The organism is Patescibacteria group bacterium (assembly GCA_024238995.1).
Taxonomy (GTDB): Bacteria; Patescibacteriota; Minisyncoccia; order Minisyncoccales; family JANBVM01; genus JANBVL01.
The window spans coordinates 26,113-42,773 of the sequence record JANBVL010000003.1 but is presented as its reverse complement, the minus strand read 5'-3'; the positions used below and the strand labels follow the sequence as shown (position 1 = coordinate 42,773).

The following is a 16,661-nucleotide window of genomic DNA, read 5'->3' as shown; positions in this document are numbered from 1 at the left end:
ATTAATTCAATGTTTTTATGAAAAATTCAATCGTAGGATTAAAAGAATTAAGAGAGAATATAGAAACTTATCTTTCCGAGGTTAAAAAAGGAAAATCTTTTATTGTAGTTCGTCGTTCCAAACCAGTACTTAAAATATCTTCTCCTGAAGATGAGCCTGAATTATGGGAACGTGTTGTTGATTTTACAAAAATAGAAAAAAAGGGAGTTCCTATTGATAAATTACTTTCTCGTTTGTAGTTTCTATGGATGAAATCAGAAAGGCATTACAAAAATTTAATGCTAAAGAGAAAAAGCAGATTGAGTTTGTTTTAAAGAAATTACATTCTAAAAATGTTCAAGGCTTGGATATAAAGAAACTTAAAGGAAGAGATGACATTTTCAGGATAAGAAAAGGTGATTTAAGAGTGATTTATCGTCTTGAGAATGATGATATTTTTATTCTTGTTATAGATCGTCGTCGAGAAGACACTTATAAATTTTAAATACATTGAATATAGAAAAATGTTCTTCTTACCTTTTGCTTTTCTAATATTTATTTTCTTTATACTGTTTTTACCTGCTTTATTTATTCTTGGTTATTTCCATATCATTGTTGTTGGATTTGAATCTTTAGGCATTTCTCCTGGAGCAACAATGTTTATTCTTTACTCTATTTTAATTGGTTCTGTGATTAACATTCCTTTAACAAAAAAGAAATTAATTTTAGTTCAGGAATCAAGGTTTTTTGGTTTATTCTCAGCTCCCAAAATAGAAAGCAGGTATTTGGCAATTAATTTGGGCGGAGGAATAATCCCAATTCTGCTTTGTTTGTATTTTCTGTTTAGAATTTATTCTTATGGATTTGCACTTAAACCTGTTTTCATAGCTATTGGTTTAATGACAATTGTTTCTAAGTCTTTATCTAAAATCGTTCCAGGCAAAGGAGTTGTTATCTCAGGTTTTATCCCTCCAATTTTCTCAAGCTTATTTGCTTTGATTTTAGCGCCAAATTATGCTGCAGCCTGTGCTTTTATTTCAGGAGTTTTAGGGGTTTTGATTGGCGCTGATCTTTTGAACATACCAAGAATCAGAAATTACAGAGGGTATCTTTCAATTGGCGGAGCAGGGGTTTTTGATGGAATATTATTAGTTGGCGTTGTCTCAGCCCTGCTGTCTGGATTCTAGGGGGAAAACTGAAGGTTGACTATTCTAAGATAAAATGGTTAAATATAAACATATGAAGAACTTTGATTACAGATACATTTGCTCAGATTTACTTAATAGTTTAACTAGCAAACAAAAAGAAATTATAATTCGCAGATTTGGTTTAAGGAAAGCAAAGAAAGAGACCTTGGAAGCAATTGGCAAGGATTTTGGCATTTGCAGAGAAAGGGTTCGTCAGGTTCAATCTGCTAGTTTAGAAAAAATCAATTCAAAAGCTGAAAAATACAATGAAGTTTTTCAAGCTTTTACTAGGTATTTAAAAACTTTTGGAGGTTTAAGAAAAGAAGATTTTCTATTGGAAGAGTTAGGAGAAAGTGGTAATGAAAATGAAGTTTCTTTTCTTTTGGCTCTAAAACAACCATTTAAAAGAATTAATGAAAGCAATGATTTTCATTCTTTCTGGACAATAAACAAAGATAGTTTTGATTCTGCTAAAAAAACAATTAATTCTTTACATTCTCAGCTTAAAAAAGCTAAAGAGCCTTTAATTATTAAAAACCTAAAAGCAAGTTTAAAAGGAAAAGCTTTGATTTCCGCTTTAGATGTTTCTAAAAAGATTGAGAAAAATGACCAAGGGTTATATGGACTTTCAAGCTGGCCAGAAATTAATCCTCGCGGCGTTAAAGACAGGGCATATTTAGTTTTTAAGAAAATCAATAAACCACTTCACTTTAAGGAAGTGACAAAATTAATTGAAAATGCTCACATTCAAACTGTTCACAATGAATTAATTAAAGATTCAAGATTTGTTTTAGTTGGAAGGGGAATTTATGCCTTGTCAGAATGGGGATATTCCTCGGGTCAGGTAAAAGATGTGATTTTAAGCATCTTAAAACAAGCTCAAAAATCCTTAACAAAAGAAGAAATTTTAAAACAAGTTCTAAAGCAAAGAATGGTTAAACAAAACACAGTTTTGCTAAACTTAAATAATAAAACCCATTTTGTTAAGGATCCAAAGGGAAGATATACGATAAAAGAAGTTTAAATTGAAAGAAGAAAGAGAGCTCTATCTAAAAGAGCTCTTTTTCTTTTATCTTAGATATGTATAATAAAATAATAATAATCAAAACTATATAATTTATGATAGCAGCGCCCCCTTCAACATTTTCTTTTCTATCTCCAATATTTGGCTTTTTGTGGCAGATCTTTAGAAATTGGTGGTGGCTGCCTGCTCCTTTTATTTTATGGAAACCATTTGTTTTTTTATGGCATCAATGGAGAGCTTACTGGTGGATAAGAACAGTTTACAAGCCAGTACTTTTAGAAATAAAACTTCCAAAGGAAAGTATCAAGCCAATTAGAGCAATGGAAGATGTAATTGCAAGTTTCCATGGCGCTACTTATCATCCTCCTAACTGGTGGGAGATATGGATTGATGGTCAGGTTCAGACATCAATTGTTTTTGAAGTTGCGTCTTTTGGAGGAGAAATCCATTTTTTTATTAGGTGCCATGATGGTTACAGAGATGCAATTGAAGCAAGTATTTATGCTCAATACCCTGATGCTGAAATTAGTGTAGCTGATGATTATACAAAAGCAGTGCCTCAGGATATTCCTAATGACAATTGGAATATGTGGGCAACTGATTACAAATTAGTCAAACCTGATTTTTATCCAATTTTAACTTATAAGAAGTTTGAGACAGAACAAGAGGGTGTTGAAGAAAGAAGAGTTGATCCAGTAGCAACGCTTTTAGAAGCTTTGTCAAAAGTAAAACCAGGAGAGCAATTTTGGGTTCAAATAGCATGCAAGCCTATTTCAGAAAAGAATGCAGAAAAGTGGGTTAAGGCTTCTGAAGAAGAAAGAGATAAATTAGCAAAAAGAGAAGTAAAACCATCAACAGCAACCAAACCAATGCTTTTAGAAGCAGCAGATATTCTTATAACAGGTAAAGTGCCTGAAAGCGAAGAACCTGAAGAAAAAAAACCATTTTTTCCTCCTGAAATGAAACTTACTCCTGGTGAAAGGGATATTGTTTATGCTTTGGAACAGAAAAACTCTAAACCACTTTTCGAAACCAATATTAGATTTATCTTTTTAGGTAAAAGAGATGTTTTTAATAAAGGCAATTTTAGGCTTGGGTTTACTTTTTTTTCAAGTTATTCAACTCTTGATTTAAATGCCTTAGTTCCTTTTAGTCCAACTATTAGCAAAGTTAAAAAAGGCAGATTTTTGCCTATTAATGCTTTAATACCAAGAAGGCTTTATCTGAAAAACAGAAGAATGTTTAGAAATTATTTGAGCAGACTTGGTCCTGTTTTTCCAAGAACGCCTCCAAAAGAAGCCAAGTTTATTTTAAATACCGAAGAATTAGCATCTTTATTTCATTTTCCATCTTGGCGGGTAGCACCAACACCTACTATTTCAAGGGCTGAAGTGAAAAGAGCTGCACCTCCTGAATTACCAATAGAATAATTATGAGTAAAGAAAACAAAATAACTCTTTTAGGAGAAACAACTTTTAGAAATCAAAGAAAGAGATTTGGAATTAAAACTGATGACAGGCGTCGCCATGTCTATGTTGTTGGGAAAACAGGCATGGGGAAAACCGCACTTTTAGAAAACATGGTAATCCAAGACATCAGAGATGGAAAAGGGGTTGGTGTTGTTGATCCTCATGGAGAAGCTGCAGAAAAAATATTGGATTTTATTCCTGCAGAAAGAATTAATGATGTTATTTATTTTAATCCTGCTGACTTGAATTATCCTATGCCTTTTAATGTAATGGAGAAAGTTGATCCTGAGTACAGACACTTAGTTGCATCAGGACTAATGGAAGTGTTTAAGAAAATCTGGCCTGATGTTTGGTCAGCTAGAATGGAATATATTTTAAGCAATTCTATTTTAGCACTTTTAGAAGATCCCAATTCAACACTGCTGGGCGTTAACAGGATGCTGGCTGATCCAGAATACAGAAAACAAATTGTTGCAAAAGTTAAAGATCCAATGGTTAAGTCTTTCTGGAATAATGAATTTGCCCGCTATACCCAAAGATATGAAGTTGAAGCAACTGCTGCTATTCAAAACAAAATTGGGCAGTTAATCTCCAATCCCTTAATTAGAAATATTATTGGCCAAGTTAAATCTCGGCTTAATATGAGAGAACTAATGGACGACGGCAAGATTTTAATAGCTAACTTATCAAAAGGAAAAATAGGTGAGGAGAATTCAAGGCTTTTAGGAGCCTTGCTTATTACAAAGCTTCAGTTAGCAGCAATGTCGCGGGTTGATATACCCGAAAAACAAAGAAAAGATTTCTTTTTATATGTTGATGAGTTTCAAAACTTTGCAACTGAAGCATTTGCCAATATTTTATCTGAGGCAAGAAAGTACAGGTTATCTTTGGTTTTAGCAAATCAGTATATGGCTCAGCTTGAAGAAATGACAGCATTAGGAAGAAGTACCAAGGTAAGAGATGCTGTGTTCGGTAATGTTGGCACTTTTATAGTTTTTAGAGTAGGAGCTGAAGATGCCGAGTATCTAGAAAAAGAATTTGTACCAGAAATAACCGCTGAAGATTTTGTTAATTTAGCCAAGTATAATGTGTATATAAAATTAATGATTGATGGTGTGGCAGGAAGACCTTTTTCAGCTCACACTCTTGAGCCTTATAAATTTCCTGATCAGTCGCATAAAGACAAAATTATTATGGTTGCAAGAGAAAGGTACAGTATTGAAAGAAGTGTTGTTGAAGAAAAGATAAAGCGCTGGATGGAAGAAGAAAAAGTTTCTGAAACCTTTTATTCAGAAAAAAAATCAAGTCCAATGCATGATGCGGTTTGTTCTTCATGTTCAAAGCAGATTAAAGTTAATTTTAAACCAGAACCAGGAAGGCCTGTTTACTGCAAAGATTGTTTAAAGAAAAGGAGAAAAAAGGATGAGAAGCTTTCTTTAGATCAAGTTAAAAGAATAGAACCTCTTTCATTCTCTTCTACAAGAAAAATTGTTGATAAAGAAAAGCCAAAAAGAGAGAAAAGCCAGATTGATTTGGATAAGTTGAAAAAGAATTTAGAAAAAGCACTTAAAAAAGAAAAATGAAAAAAATTACTGAACTTGATTTAAAAAACAAAACAGTGCTGCTGAGGTGTGATTTCAATGTCCCCATTTCAAAAAATGGGGATATTTTAAATGATTTCAGGATTCAGTCAGTGATTCCAACAATAAAGTATTTGATTGATAAAAATGCAAAGGTCATTTTAATGAGTCATTTAGAAACTAAAGGTGAGAATAAAAGCTTGAGTTTGATTGTTTCTAGATTAAAAGAGCTGTTAAATGACAAAATAGAATTAGTTTCTGATTATTTTGAAAAAGACCAGAAAGAAATTGCTGAGATGTTGAATTCCAATAAAGTAGTTCTTTTTGAAAATTTAAGGTTCTATGATCAGGAAAAAGATAATGACCAAGAATTTGCAAAAAAACTAGCTAGCTTTGGAGATGTTTTTATAAATGAAGCTTTTTCTGTTTCCCATAGAAATCATGCTTCAATTGTTTCTATTGCTCAATACTTGCCAAAAGCAGCTGGGCTTTTATTTAAAAAAGAAATATTAACCCTGTCTAAGTTGAAAGAAAGACCAGAACAACCTTTTGTAATTATTATTGGAGGAGTTAAAATAAAAACAAAAATTAAAACAATTTTAAATCTTTTGAAAAAAAGCGATTACCTACTAATAGGAGGCAAAATCGGTGAAGCAATTTTAGCTTATAAAGGAATATTAAAAGAGAGGCAGGCTCAAGAAGATGGCTTAATAGCTCAAATTGACTTAACAGATAAAAGACTTCATTTGCCTTTGGACGGCATTATTGCTTTAAAAGATTCAATTGATAATCTCAGGGAAGGGGGAATAGGGACTGTTAAAAAACAAGAAGATATTTATGACATCGGCCCAGAAACAATAGGGCTCTTTAAAGAAGTGATCAGTCGCGCTAAAACAATTCTATGGAACGGACCACTGGGAATGTATGAAGACAAGAGGTTTGAGAAAGGAACAAAAGAAATTGCTCAAGCAATTACTGAAAATAAATCTGCTTTTAAGGTTGCTGGCGGGGGAGAAACTATTATGGCCATTGATAAGTTTAATTTAAAAGAAAAGTTTAATTTTATTTCTACTGGTGGGGGCGCAATGTTAAAATTTTTAGCTGAAGAAAAACTTCCTGGCATTGAAGCTCTTAACCACGGATAAAAACAAATATATGGAGATTAAGAATCTAAAAAAGGTTTCTAAAAGAATTCTAAAAGCAATAAAAGATAAAGAGAAAATCATTCTTTATGGTGATAATGATTTAGATGGTGCAGGTTCAGTTATTATTTTAAAAGAAACAATTACAACATTAGGTGGCAAGGTGTCAGCGCTTTATTTTCCAGACAGAGAAATTGAAGGTTACGGGATAACTGAAAAGGCTTTAGGGAAATTAAAAGAGTTTTCACCAGCACTTTTAATAACTGTTGACTGCGGAATTGGTAATTTTAAAGAAATAGAGCTGGCAAAAGAGCTCGGATTTTATGTAATAGTGATTGATCATCATAAGATTTTAGATAAACTGCCTGGCGCTGATATTGTTGTTGATCCAAAACAACCAAGCGAAATTTATTCTTTCCAAGATTTCGCTACTGTTGGTATTGTTTTCAGACTTTCAAAGCTATTGTTTGAAAATAAAATGGGCAAAGGTCTGAAAACAAGCTTTTTGGAGCTGGTTGCTCTGGCAACTATTGCTGATATGATGCCGCAAATTGACGAGAATAAATTATTTATTGAAGAGGGGTTAAGTACAATTGAGCAATCTCTACGGCCAGGAATAAGAGCTCTTTTTGCAACTGAACTTTTAAAAGATTATAGTTTACGTGAGAAAGTTTCAAAAGTTATTTCAATTTTGAATGTTCGTGATGTTAAGGATGGACTGCCTGTTCCTTTCAGAATTTTAACTAATCCTGATTTTGAAGAAGTAAGGGCAATGATTCCAGAGCTTTTAGAAAAAACAAAGCGAAAAAAACTAGACATTAGAAACATTGTTGATAATATTAAAAAAGAAGCTTTAAAAAGTGATTCACCAATTATTTTTAAAGGAAATGAATCATTAGACTTTGCAATAATCTCACCAATTGCATCTTTGCTTTGTAATTATTTTAAAAAGCCAGTCTTTATTTATAAGAAGTTTGAAACAGAAAGCCAGGGAACAGTAAGGTCTACTTCTGATATTGACAGCGTTGTTTTAATGGGAAAATGTAAAGACTATGTTATAACCTATGGTGGACATGCCCGGGCATCAGGTTTTAGATTAAAAAATGAAAACCTGGAAAAATTTAAAAATTGTTTAATAGAAAACGCTTTAAAATATGAAAAAGATAACAATATATACTGATGGTGCTTCAAGGGGCAATCCTGGTCCAGCAGGAGCAGGAATTGTTTTTGAAAATGAAAAAGGCCAGCCTTTTAAAGAATATGCTCATTTCCTAGGGAAAAAGCTTACAAACAATGAAGCAGAATATTTAGCAGTTATTTTTGCTTTGAAAAAGTTTAAGCATCTTTTTGGAAAAAAAATGGCAAAAACAAGTGAAGTTGAATTAAAGTCTGATTCAGAACTGTTAGTTAAACAATTAACTGGAAAATACAAACTTTCAAATAAGAGAATCCAGGAGTTTTTTATTGAAATTTGGAACTTAAGACTTGATTTTAAAAAAATGAAATTCGTTCATATTTCAAGGAACAAAAACAAAAAAGCTGATGCTTTGGCTAATCAAGCGCTGGATCAAAAAGCCAAAGCCCAGAAACTGTTTTAATTTTCCATTCTAACCAAAAACCACGTGTAACGACGCGGTTTTTGGTTATCCTAACAAGCCCATAAGCCGAATTCTGTTTTAGGTAATCATTTATCTTGGCTTTGAGTTGCCTCAGAGCTCATGCGAACTACTTTGCTCTTTTGGGTTTACCAAAAGATTTGTTCTTGCACCTGATAAGGATTTAGCCGTTTCACCCCTACATTGCTGTAGGGCTATCCCGCTATTGCGGGTTGCTAAGTTTTTCAACTTAACACGTCTCTGTTCGCACCTCTACTCTAGTTATATTATCCAGAGCGACGGCTGTTAGCCGCTATCTTTTTAACCCCCAACAAATGGAGAGTAAGTGTTCGGACTTTCCTCCCTTTATTTTTCAATAAAGAGTAATTACCCGGCTTGTTAGGATAAATATATTGTACTAAATTTGTCTTAGTTTGTCAAATTGGATAATTAATGTAAAATAGCCATATATTCATGAGTCTTAATTTTCTTAACCATCAGACAAAGAGAACTGGTTCAGCTGCAGTGATTTTGGCAGCATCGTATTTAATAAGCAGGGTTTTAGGTGTGGCAAGAGATTGGCTGCTTGCTAAGAACTTTGGGGCTGGACAAGAGCTTGATATTTATTTTGCTGCTTTTAAAATTCCTGACCTTGTTTACTACATGTTTATTTTAGGAGGAGTGGTAGCAGCTTTTTTGCCTTTGTTTTCAGAGTATTTTTCAAAAGAAAAAGAAAAAACATGGGATTTTGTTTCAAATTTTTTAAATGTTTTTTTATTTTTTTTAATTTGTTTTTCTTTAATTATTTTTGTTTTTGCTCCTGTATTGACCAAACTTATTCTTCCTGGTTTTAATCCAGAACAACTTAATAAAACAATATTTCTTACAAGGTTAATGTTGTTAAGCCCAATATTTTTTGGAATAAGCTCAATTTTTTCTGGTGTTTTACAATATTTCAATAGATTTTTAGTTTATAGTCTTGCTCCAATTATTTATAACATATCAATAATATTTGGAATTTTATTTTTTTCAAAATCTTTTGGCATTTTAGGAGTTGCCATCGGCGTTGTTGCTGGTGCTTTTTTGCATTTTTTAATACAGGTTCCTGCGGCAATAAACTCTGGATTTAAATACAGACCAATTTTTAATTTAAAAGATAAAAAGATTAAAAAAATATTTCTTTTAATGGGTCCCAGGGTTTTTGGCGTTTCAAGTTTGCAGATTAATGCCATTATTATTAATGCTATTGCTTCAACCTTGGCGATTGGTTCTATTTCTATTTTTAATTTTGCAAATAATATTAGGCTTTTCCCAATTGTTATTGTTGGTGTTTCTTTGGCAACAGCAATTTTCCCCAAACTGTCAAAATCCCAAGTTAACAATGATAAAAGAGTGTTTATTGATAATTTTTCTTCTACCTTTCGCCAAATTATTTATTTGATAGTGCCAACAAGTATTTTAATATTTTTTTTAAGAAATCAGATTGTTGGCCTTATTCTAAAACATGGTCAATTTAGTGCTGAAGCTGCAAATCTTGTTGCTGCTAGTATTGGATTGTTTTGTTTTGGCACTTTATTTGCGACACTTAGACCTTTATTTTTCAGAGCATTCTTTTCAATTAAAGATACAAAAACACCAACTATTTTAGCTTTGATTTTTGTAGTTTTAAATATTTGGATAAGTTTGTTTTTAATAAAAGCACTGCAAATGCCTAACTATCAAAACTTGCATGGGTTTTTGGTTGATAAGTTTTCTCTTTATGGGATAAGTGACATTTCTGTTTTAGCTTTCCCCTTGGCTTATTTGGTTAGCTTAAGCCTTGAATTTAGCTTGTTTATTGTTTTTCTTAAAAAAAGGATTGGTGATTTTAAAATACAAGAGATACTTAATTCTTTTTATAAAACAGTGGTTGCTGGTTTTTTAATGATAGTTTCAATTAGCCTTATGTTTTCTAATTTTGAGTCATTTTTTGCAAATCAAACCACGAAGTTTATGATTTATCAGATTGTAGTTATTGGCTTGGTTGGATCTTTAGCATATATTTTAATCACTAATATTTTAGGTTCTCCGGAAATAAAAAGTATTAAGTCTTTGATTTCTGATAAGTTTTTGTCTAGGATTCATGATTATGAACAATATTAGAAACTTTGTTATTTTTTCCCACATTGACCATGGAAAATCAACTTTAGCTGATAGGTTTTTAGAAATTACAAAGACCATACCTTCTGATAAGATGCGTTCTCGTTTTCTAGACATGATGGACTTAGAAAGAGAAAAAGGAATTACAATTAAAATGCAGCCAGTGAGGATGAACTGGACTATTGATGGAAAGCAATACATGCTTAATTTAATAGATACTCCTGGTCATGTTGATTTTAATTATGAAGTTTCCCGCAGTTTGGCAGCAGTGGAAGGCGGGATCTTACTTGTTGATGCAACAAAAGGAATCCAAGCTCAAACGCTGGCTAATTTAGATTTGGCTCAAAAACAAAATGTGGTTATTATTTCAGCTGCCAATAAAATTGACCTTGCTCATGCCCAAGTTGAAGAAACAAAGCAAGACATATCTAATTTGCTCAATATTTCTCAAAATGAGATTTTTGCTATTTCAGGTAAAACTGGAACCAATGTCGAAAGTCTTTTAAAGGCGACTGTTTTAAAAATCCCTGCGCCAGAAGGAGATGAAGATAAGCCTTTAAGGGCATTGGTATTTGATTCAAAATACGATTCTTACAAAGGAGTAATTGCTTATGTAAGGTTGTTTGATGGAAAAGTTAAAGCCGGTGACAAAATTTATTTAGTTCAAACTAAAATCCAAACTCAGGTAAAAGAAGTAGGATATTTTTCACCAGAGCTTAAGGTTTGTGATGAACTTAGAGCAGGGGAGATTGGATACATTGCTACTGGAGTTAAAGAGACTGCAAGCGTAAGAGTGGGAGAAACAATCACAACTACAACAACTAAAGAAATTTCAGCTTTTCCTGGGTATAAAGAGCCAAAGTCAATGGTTTTTGCTTCAATTTATCCTGAGAACCCAAATGATTTTGAAGTGCTTTCAGATGCTTTTAAAAAATTAAAACTAAATGACGCATCGTTTGTTTTTGAAAAAGAAAGAAAAGAATTTTTAGGCAGAGGTTTTCGTTGTGGATTTTTAGGCTCACTTCATGCTGAGATAATTTGCGAAAGATTAAAAAGAGAATTCAGCCTGGATTTAATAATTTCAACTCCATCTGTTGTTTATAAAATAATTGATAAAAAAAATAATGAAAAGTTCATTTATTCTGCTAGTGATTGGCCAGATAGAAGCACCATCAATGAGACACAAGAACCCTGGGTAATGTTGGAAGTAATTACGCCAGTCAATTATCTGGGAGTAGTTTCAGATCTTTTAAAAGAATCAAAAGCAATTCAAATTGAAAACAAATATTTAAGCAATGAAAGATTGATTTTAATTTATGAAATACCACTTAGAAAAATAATTGTTGGGTTTTTTGATAAGCTAAAAGGAATAAGCCAGGGTTTTGCTTCAATGAATTATGAGGTTTTAGGCTACAGGCCTGCTAATTTAATAAAACTTGATGTTTTAATTGCAGGAAAGAAAGAAAGTGTTTTTTCAAGAGTTGTTGAACAGTCTGATGCGCATAGCGAAGGAAAGAAAATAGTTTCAAAATTAAAAGAGATTTTACCAGCTCAATTATTTTCTGTTCCAGTTCAGGCAGTAATTTCAGGAAAAATTATTGCCAGAGAAACAATAAAAGCAAGGAGAAGAGATGTTACCGCGCCTTTATATGGAGGTGATGTGACAAGAAAAAGAAAGCTTTTAGAAAGACAGAAAAAAGGAAAAAAGAAACTTAAAGCAAGAGGGCAAGTAAGTATCCCTTCAAAAGTTTTTTTGGAAATGTTTAAACAGGGTTGATATTAGCTTAAAGCTTTATTATTATTGAAGCAAAGGAGCAAGTAGGAATGAAAGCATGCTTAAAACAACCAAAACCACTATGAAAATCCAAACTGTTTTAAATAATTTCTGAGATTGATTTTTATTCATACATTAACTTATGATAGCAAAATCTAAAAAACAAAAAAAGAGTAAATTTAGAATCAATGAAGATACTATTTTTCAGGGTATTTTTATTTTCTTAATTGTTTTTTTGGCAGGTTTTTTGATTGTTTCAAATTACAGAATTATTAAAAAAAGAGGAGTGTTAAATGAAAAAATTGAAGAGTTAACAGAAGAAATACAAGCCTTGGAAGCTGAAAGGCAGAATCTTGAGGCTGGGATTTCCCAGACCCAGAAAGACATTTATTGGGAAGAAAAGATAAGGGAGCAAGGTTATGTTAAGGAGGGCGAAGAGCAGGTTGTGATTTTAGGATCAGAGCAAAGCGAGGTTCAGGAATCATCTACAGAACAAAACTTTTTTCAAAAAATATTTGAAGGCATTAAAAGTTTTTTTAATAACTAATGTTGCAGGTGTAACATAATGGCAGTGTGCTTGCTTCCCAAGCAAGTTACGCGGGTTCGATTCCCGTCACCTGCTTATAGCTGCCAGTGTAGCTCAGTTGGTAGAGCAAATACTTCGTAAGTATTAGGCCGTCAGTTCAATCCTGACCACTGGCTCAAAAATTTCTCTTTTATTTTACATAAATTTATGATAATGTTTTTAATATGGAAAACTTAAGTGAGAAAATTCAAGGTTTAAAAAATAAACACCTCTTTTTAGAGGACTATCTTTGACATTGAAAATAGGCGCACAAGGTTAAAAGAGCTAGAAAAACAAGTTCAAGATCCAGATCTTTGGAAAAATAAAGAAAAAGCGATAGAATTAAATCAGGAATTCAGCCAATTAACTGATGAATTAATTGAGTTTGATTCATTAAAAAAAGAAATTGAAAATATTAAAACTGAAGAAAAGATTGAAGAAATTGAAGGCAAATTAAAAGAAAAAGAGATTCAAGTTCTTTTTTCTGGAAAATATGACAAAGGAAATGCAATTTTATCAATTTATTCTGGTGCTGGAGGACAAGATGCTCAAGACTGGGCAACAATGCTTTTAAGAATGTATGAAAGATATTGTGAAGACAAGGATTTTAAAATAAAAATACTGGATCAATCTTTTGGCGAAGGAGGAGGACCTGAAGGAAGAATTGGTACAAAATCAGTGACGCTGGAAATTAAAGGAAGGTTTGCTTATGGAATTTTGAAAAATGAAAATGGGACTCATAGATTAGTCAGACTTTCGCCCTTTTCTCCTAAAAAATTAAGACACACTTCTTTTGCTTCAGTGGAAGTAATGCCTGAGGTAAAAAAGCTTGATGAAAAAGATATTGAAGTAAAACCAGAAGATTTAAGGACTGAGTATTTCAGGGCATCAGGTCCAGGGGGTCAGTATGTTAACAAGCGTGAAACAGCAGTAAGGATTACTCATTTACCAACTAAGATTATTGCGTCCTGTCAGTCGGAAAGATCACAGGCTAATAATAAAAAAAAGGCAACAGAGGTTCTTTATTCACGGCTTTATAAGTTCTATAAGGAGAAACAGAAGAAAGAAGTTTCCAAAGTAAAAGGTGAAAAAACTTCTGCCAGCTGGGGAAATCAAATAAGAAGTTATGTGCTTCATCCATATAAGCTGGTTAAAGATTTAAGAACTAACATTGAAACTGCCCAAGTAGATGAGGTGCTAAACGGCAAATTAGATGAATTTATTGAAGCTGAAATTAAATTAAAAAATGATTAAATTTGAAAATATTTCTAAAATTTATCCAGCCTGTACAGTTAATTCCAAGCCAACAATAGCTTTAGCAGACGTATCTTTTGAAATAAAGGCAAAAGATTTTATTTCAATTGTTGGAAAATCAGGCGCTGGCAAAACAACCTTGCTTAAACTTCTTTTAGCTGAAGAAGAACCAACAAAAGGAAGGGTGTTTTTTAAAGATCAAGATGTTCATAAAATTAAATCAGAAGATTTGCCATATTTAAGAAGAAAAATAGGTGCAGTATTTCAGGATTACAAGCTTCTTTCTTCAAAAACAACTTATGAAAATGTCAGCTATATTCTTGAAACAATTGGCGCTTCAGACAAGGAAATTAAAAGAGCTGTGCCAATAATTTTAGAAATAGTTGGATTGAAGGACAAGGCAGACAATTTCCCAACTCAGCTTTCAGGAGGAGAAAAACAAAGAGCAGCTATTGCCCGGGCTTTAATTCATAGGCCTGAAATTATTTTAGCTGATGAGCCAACAGGAAATTTAGATCCATATCATACTTTGGATATTATTGAACTTTTAGTAAAAATAAATAAAATGGGAACAACAGTTGTACTGTCTACTCATGACAAGGAGGTTATCAATAAGCTGGGTAAAAGAGTGATTACTTTAGAAGATGGAAAAATTACAAGAGATGAAAAAAGAGGAAGATTCATACTTTAAAACTAATAGCTAATAAAACTATGTTCACCCCAATTAAAAGAATAATTCGTTCAGGTTGGAATATTTTTTCAAGAGATAAAGAAATTGCTTTAGCTACCATTTTTACTTTGTTTTTAGCAGCTTGTTTAGTTAGTTCTCTTTTTCTTTTTGCCAAGACAAGCCAATTTATAATTGCAAGCACTCAAGAAAAAATTGATATTTCAGTGTATTTCAAAGAAGAAACAGATGAAAATGATATTTTAGGAATTCAGAAAGAAATATCTAAATTTCCTGAAGTTAAAAAAGTAGAATATGTTTCTCCTGACCAGGCTTTAGTAGAATTTATTGAGCGTCATGAGAATGATCCAACATTAATAGAATCAGTCGAAGAAGTTGGTAGAAATCCTTTTTTAGCGTCTTTAACGATTAAAGCTTGGGAACCAAGTCAGTATGGAATAGTATCTAATTTTTTACAAACAGCTGATTTCGGAGACATGATTGAAAAGATTGATTATTTTGAAAGAAAATCAATTATTGAAAAAATTGCATCATTAACTTCTGCTGCTTACAGGATTGGAATTCTTGCTGCCTTGGCTTTAATTGCAACTGCAGCTTTAACAACTTTCAATACTATCAGGCTCTCTATTTATAACTCAAGCGAAGAGATTAAGATTCAAAGGCTTGTTGGTGCATCTAACTTGTCAATTAAAGGGCCATTTCTAATCCAAGGAGCCTTAGCAGGGCTGGTTGGTAGTTTAATTTGTCTTTTATTGTTTGGTTTGTTAAGTTGGTCATTGGCCTCAAGATTTGAAAGTTTGTTCTACGGGCTTGATATATTCCAACTATTTGTTAGTAATTTCTGGTTATTACTTTTTATCCAGCTGTTTACTGGAATAGGGTTGGGAATAATGTCTAGCAATATTGCAATTAAAAAATATCTTAAAGTTTAATTATTGGAGGGTATGCTAATGGTAGGCGACAGGTTTCTGGCACCTGGGATCTAGGTTCGAATCCTAGCCCTCCAGCAAATTAAAAATCGCTCTTTGGGCGATTTTTTGATAAAATTGAGGCAAAGAGATTCAGTAAAGGTATAATATGGCTTTTCATAATTTTTTAAACTTTTTTGACAATCATTTACGCCGAGGGAAACCTTCTTCTTTATATCTAAATATTTTTTTCCGAAAAACAGCCCTTTCATTGGCAGGAATTTTTGTCCCTCTTTATATTTTTTATCTTACCAAAAGCTTATTCTGGGTTCTTTTATATTTCACTATTTCTTGGGGAGGAAACTTTTTGTTAACTATATTTGTAGCCCCCCTTGTATACCGCCTTCGGTTTCGCAGATCAATTTTGTTTTCTAACCTTATCCTTATTCTAAAATTTGTTTTTTTAATCTTTGCTAAAAACAATATTTTGTTTTTGATTCCGGCGGCTGCTCTTTCAGCTTTGGAAACTATTTTCTATTGGCTTCCTTATCATTTGATTTTTACCGAAGACGGGGCAGAAGGAGGGTTTGAGGAAGATGTAAAAATTGAAAGAATGCTTCTTCGTTTTTCTTCGGCTCTCGCTCCTTTTCTTGGCGGTGTGCTTATTAGCCAAGCAGGTTTTCCGCTTGTTTATTCTTTGGCGGCCTTACTTGTTTTTCTTTCTTCTATTCCTCTATTTATTACTCATCACCATAAAGACTACGGAGTTCCTTCTCCTAAAAGAATCATTAAAGGATTAAAGAAAAAAAATAACCAAAATCTCCTCGTTTCCTTTTTTGGCCAAGGAATAAACCAAGTTGTCTGGAGTGTTTGCTGGCCTCTCTTTGCCTTTTCTATTTTAGATTCTTACCAGTCCTTGGGAGTATTAACCTCAGGAGCTGTTTTCTTTTCTTTAATTCTCTTAACTCAATCTTCCAGATTAGCTCAAAAAGGGAAAGAAAAAAAAGCCATTCTTTGGGGAGGAACAATAGCTGCTATAATTTGGTTTTTTAAAGCTTTTGCTCAAACCCCGATTAGTCTTTTCATCTTTGATTCCTTACAGCAAGGAGCTTGGATATTCTTTGCTATTCCTTTCAGTATTTTTATGTATGAACAATCTTTAAAAAATGCTCACCCTTTTGAGTTTATAATTCGTCGCGAAATTGCTTTGGGTGCAGGAAGAATATTGGCCCTATCGTTGCTTTTCTTTCTTTTTTCTCTTGGAGTCTCTTGGGTAATAATTTTCTCTTTAGGAGCTATAGGAATAATTTTGGCTATTTTTTCAGCCCGTCGGGCTATGTCAAGTCTTCATTAAAAA

At 32.7% G+C, this 16,661-nt stretch carries 15 protein-coding genes, 3 tRNA genes, 1 other RNA gene and 1 pseudogene; 19 read left to right on the top strand and 1 reads right to left on the bottom strand.

All coding sequences use genetic code 11. The features are described 5' to 3' along the window. Window positions 1-17: 17 nt before the first annotated feature. The 9 genes from KJI70_01700 (at window position 18) to KJI70_01660 (ending at window position 7,979) form a co-directional block, all read left to right on the top strand. On the top strand, window positions 18-239 hold the full coding sequence (locus tag KJI70_01700) for a hypothetical protein (GenBank protein ID MCP6718244.1): 222 nt from the start codon (window positions 18-20) through the stop codon (window positions 237-239). A 5-nt stretch (window positions 240-244) separates the two neighbouring features. Beyond that, the gene (locus KJI70_01695) at window positions 245-484 is read left to right on the top strand and encodes a type II toxin-antitoxin system RelE/ParE family toxin (protein ID MCP6718243.1); all 240 of its coding nucleotides are present in this window, start codon (window positions 245-247) and stop codon (window positions 482-484) included. A gap of 19 nt (window positions 485-503) precedes the next feature. Further along, on the top strand, window positions 504-1,166 hold the full coding sequence (locus KJI70_01690; GenBank protein ID MCP6718242.1) for a DUF1614 domain-containing protein: 663 nt from the start codon (window positions 504-506) through the stop codon (window positions 1,164-1,166). A gap of 52 nt (window positions 1,167-1,218) precedes the next feature. Then, entirely contained in the window at window positions 1,219-2,190 is a 972-nt protein-coding gene (locus tag KJI70_01685) for a hypothetical protein (GenBank protein ID MCP6718241.1), read from the top strand. Between the two features lie 95 nt (window positions 2,191-2,285). Beyond that, on the top strand, window positions 2,286-3,620 hold the full coding sequence (locus tag KJI70_01680; GenBank protein ID MCP6718240.1) for a hypothetical protein: 1,335 nt from the start codon (window positions 2,286-2,288) through the stop codon (window positions 3,618-3,620). A gap of 2 nt (window positions 3,621-3,622) precedes the next feature. Further along, entirely contained in the window at window positions 3,623-5,242 is a 1,620-nt protein-coding gene (locus KJI70_01675) for a type IV secretion system DNA-binding domain-containing protein (GenBank protein MCP6718239.1), read from the top strand. Next, on the top strand, window positions 5,239-6,384 hold the full coding sequence (locus tag KJI70_01670) for a phosphoglycerate kinase (GenBank protein MCP6718238.1): 1,146 nt from the start codon (window positions 5,239-5,241) through the stop codon (window positions 6,382-6,384). The genes KJI70_01675 and KJI70_01670 overlap by 4 nt, the downstream gene beginning before the upstream one ends. Before the next feature lie 10 nt (window positions 6,385-6,394). Continuing rightward, a complete protein-coding gene (locus KJI70_01665) occupies window positions 6,395-7,561 on the top strand; it encodes a DHH family phosphoesterase (protein MCP6718237.1) in 1,167 nt (388 codons plus the stop codon). Continuing rightward, on the top strand, window positions 7,536-7,979 hold the full coding sequence (locus KJI70_01660) for a ribonuclease HI family protein (protein MCP6718236.1): 444 nt from the start codon (window positions 7,536-7,538) through the stop codon (window positions 7,977-7,979). Before KJI70_01665 ends, KJI70_01660 begins: the two co-directional genes overlap by 26 nt. Before the next feature lie 46 nt (window positions 7,980-8,025). Here the strand turns inward: KJI70_01660 and rnpB are convergent. Continuing rightward, window positions 8,026-8,379: RNase P RNA component class A (rnpB, locus tag KJI70_01655), an RNA gene on the bottom strand. Between the two features lie 71 nt (window positions 8,380-8,450). Here rnpB and murJ point away from each other — a divergent pair. The 10 genes and pseudogenes from murJ to KJI70_01605 all read left to right on the top strand — a co-directional run bounded on the left by murJ (window position 8,451) and on the right by KJI70_01605 (window position 16,658). Then, complete coding sequence (gene murJ / locus KJI70_01650) at window positions 8,451-10,118, top strand: murein biosynthesis integral membrane protein MurJ (GenBank protein MCP6718235.1); 1,668 nt, start codon at window positions 8,451-8,453, stop codon at window positions 10,116-10,118. Further along, the gene (lepA, locus tag KJI70_01645; GenBank protein ID MCP6718234.1) at window positions 10,105-11,892 is read left to right on the top strand and encodes a translation elongation factor 4; all 1,788 of its coding nucleotides are present in this window, start codon (window positions 10,105-10,107) and stop codon (window positions 11,890-11,892) included. Before murJ ends, lepA begins: the two co-directional genes overlap by 14 nt. Window positions 11,893-12,031: 139 nt before the next feature. Continuing rightward, on the top strand, window positions 12,032-12,436 hold the full coding sequence (locus KJI70_01640) for a septum formation initiator family protein (GenBank protein ID MCP6718233.1): 405 nt from the start codon (window positions 12,032-12,034) through the stop codon (window positions 12,434-12,436). Window positions 12,437-12,440: 4 nt separating this feature from the next. Continuing rightward, window positions 12,441-12,511 (top strand) — tRNA-Gly (locus tag KJI70_01635). Between the two features lie 7 nt (window positions 12,512-12,518). Further along, a tRNA-Thr gene (locus KJI70_01630) sits at window positions 12,519-12,591 on the top strand. 103 nt (window positions 12,592-12,694) lie between these two features. Further along, window positions 12,695-13,708, top strand: a pseudogene (gene prfB / locus KJI70_01625) (peptide chain release factor 2). Beyond that, on the top strand, window positions 13,701-14,399 hold the full coding sequence (locus KJI70_01620) for an ATP-binding cassette domain-containing protein (protein MCP6718232.1): 699 nt from the start codon (window positions 13,701-13,703) through the stop codon (window positions 14,397-14,399). The pseudogene prfB and the gene KJI70_01620 overlap by 8 nt, the downstream one beginning before the upstream one ends. A gap of 20 nt (window positions 14,400-14,419) precedes the next feature. Next, complete coding sequence (locus KJI70_01615) at window positions 14,420-15,328, top strand: permease-like cell division protein FtsX (protein ID MCP6718231.1); 909 nt, start codon at window positions 14,420-14,422, stop codon at window positions 15,326-15,328. Between the two features lie 4 nt (window positions 15,329-15,332). Further along, window positions 15,333-15,403, top strand: a tRNA-Gln gene (locus KJI70_01610). A gap of 325 nt (window positions 15,404-15,728) precedes the next feature. After that, window positions 15,729-16,658 carry a hypothetical protein gene (locus KJI70_01605; protein MCP6718230.1) on the top strand — a complete coding sequence of 310 codons (930 nt, stop codon included), beginning with the start codon at window positions 15,729-15,731 and terminating at the stop codon, window positions 16,656-16,658. The last annotated feature ends 3 nt before the right edge of the window (window positions 16,659-16,661 follow it).